This window comes from Streptomyces sp. NPDC037401 (assembly GCF_055602345.1).
This window is the reverse complement of the sequence record NZ_JBVJWO010000080.1, coordinates 1-2,201: the sequence shown is the minus strand read 5'-3', so window position 1 is coordinate 2,201 and position 2,201 is coordinate 1. Positions and strand designations below refer to the sequence as shown.

The following is a 2,201-nucleotide window of genomic DNA, read 5'->3' as shown; positions in this document are numbered from 1 at the left end:
GAACCGACCGTCACCATCGCCGACATCGACTGGGACCGCTTCATACCGGCGTACACCGTCGCCCGCCACAGCCCGCTTATCTCCGACCTGCCGGAGTTCCGGGCGTCGGCCGGTCCGGCCGCGCCGGGAAGCGCGCTGCGCGAAGAGTCGTCTTCGCTGGCGGACCGGCTCGCGGTGCTGGCCCCGGCCAAGCGCGAGGAGCTGCTGCTTGAGCTTGTACGGACCCAGGCCGCGCTGGTGCTCGGCCACGCCGGCCCGCAGGCCGTGGGCCCGAACCGTGCCTTCAAGGACCTCGGCTTCGACTCTCTGGGCGCGGTCCAGCTGCGCAACCGGCTGAACGCGGCCACCGGCCTGCGACTGCCCACCAGCGTGATCTTCGACTATCCGACCGCGGGCGACCTGTCACACCATCTGCTCGGCGAGTTCCCGGGTCTCCGGAACGACGGCGAGCAGACCGGCACGGTGGCCGACCACCTCGCGTCCTCGCCCGCCTCCGCGGCCGTCACCGTCACCGACGCCGACCCGATCGCGATCGTGGCCATGAGCTGCCGCTTCCCGGGCGGGATCCGGACGCCTGATGAGCTGTGGGAGCTGCTGGCGTCCGGCGGTGACGCGGTCTCGCCGTTCCCCGCCGACCGCGGCTGGGACCTGGAGGCGCTGTACGACGCGGACCCCGACCGCTCGGGTACGTCGTACGTCCGCGAGGGCGCCTTCCTCCAGGACGTGAGCCAGTTCGACGCGTCGTTCTTCGGCATCAATCCGCGTGAGGCCCTGGCCATGGACCCGCAGCAGCGCCTGCTGCTGGAGACCTCCTGGGAGGCCTTCGAACGCGCGGGCATCAACCCCCAGTCGCTGCGCGGCAGCCAGTCCGGTGTCTTCGTCGGCAGCAACGGGCAGGACTACGCCACTTTGCTCCGACAGGTGCCGGAGACCGTCGAGGGCTATCTCGGCACGGGCATCGCGGGCAGTGTGGCGTCGGGCCGGGTGGCGTACACGCTGGGACTGGAGGGCCCGGCAGTCACGGTCGACACGGCCTGCTCCTCCTCGCTGGTCGCCCTGCACATGGCCGTACAGTCGCTACGCAGCGGCGAGTGCTCGCTGGCCCTCGCCGGCGGTGTCACGGTCATGTCGACTCCGGAGATCTTCGTGGAGTTCAGTCGGCAGCGGGGGCTCGCTCCCGATGCCCGGGTCAAGGCGTTCGCGGAAGCCGCGGACGGCACCGGCTGGGGCGAAGGCGTCGGCATGCTGCTCCTCGAGCGGCTCTCCGACGCCGAACGGCACGGCCACCCCGTCCTCGGCATCGTGCGTGGTACGGCCGTCAACCAGGACGGCGCCAGCAACGGACTCACCGCCCCCAACGGCCCCTCCCAGCAGCGGGTCATCCGCCAGGCCCTCGCCAACGCCGGCTTGTCGGCGGACCAGGTGGACGCCGTGGAGGCGCACGGCACCGGCACCACCCTCGGCGACCCCATCGAGGCCCAGGCGCTGATCGCCACCTACGGCCAGGACCGGCCCGAGGACCGGCCGCTGTGGCTCGGCTCGGTGAAGTCCAACATCGGCCACACCCAAGCCGCCGCCGGCGTCGCCGGAATCATCAAAATGGTCATGGCCATGCACCACGGCGTACTGCCCAGGACCCTCCACGTCGACCAGCCCACCAGCCACGTCGACTGGGAAGCCGGAGCCGTCACCCTCCTCACCCAGGAACAACCCTGGCCCCACACCAACCACCCCCGCCGCGCAGGCATCTCCTCCTTCGGCGTCAGCGGAACCAACGCCCACACCATCCTCGAACAACCCCCCACAGCACCCGCTCACACAACCACCACCCCTGCGGAAGTCGTGCCCTGGGTCATATCCGCCAAGACCCCGGAAGCCCTACGGGCGCAGGCACGACAGCTTGCGGCGTACACGGAGAAGCAGCCCGCACTGGACATTGCCGGGGTTGCGCACACGCTGGCCACGACGCGGGCCGCGTTCGAGCACCGCGCAGTCGTTCTGGGCGGTGCGCAGGAGGAACTCGTGTCTGCGCTGGGCGCTTTCGCCCAGGGTGAGCCTTCGGCTCAGGTCGTCCAGGGCGTGTCCCAGGAGACGGGACACATCGTTTTCGTCTTCCCCGGGCAGGGCACCCAATGGGCCGGCATGGGCGCCGACCTCCTCGACACCTCACCCCCCTTCGCCGCATCCATCGAACAGTGCGA

1 protein-coding gene is annotated in these 2,201 nt (G+C 70.7%); it reads left to right on the top strand.

Annotated elements, in window-relative coordinates:
- Nucleotides 1-2,201, top strand: a 2,201-nt coding sequence (locus tag ACZ7H1_RS37275) for a type I polyketide synthase (protein ID WP_470792932.1), incomplete at both ends; no start/stop codon positions are given.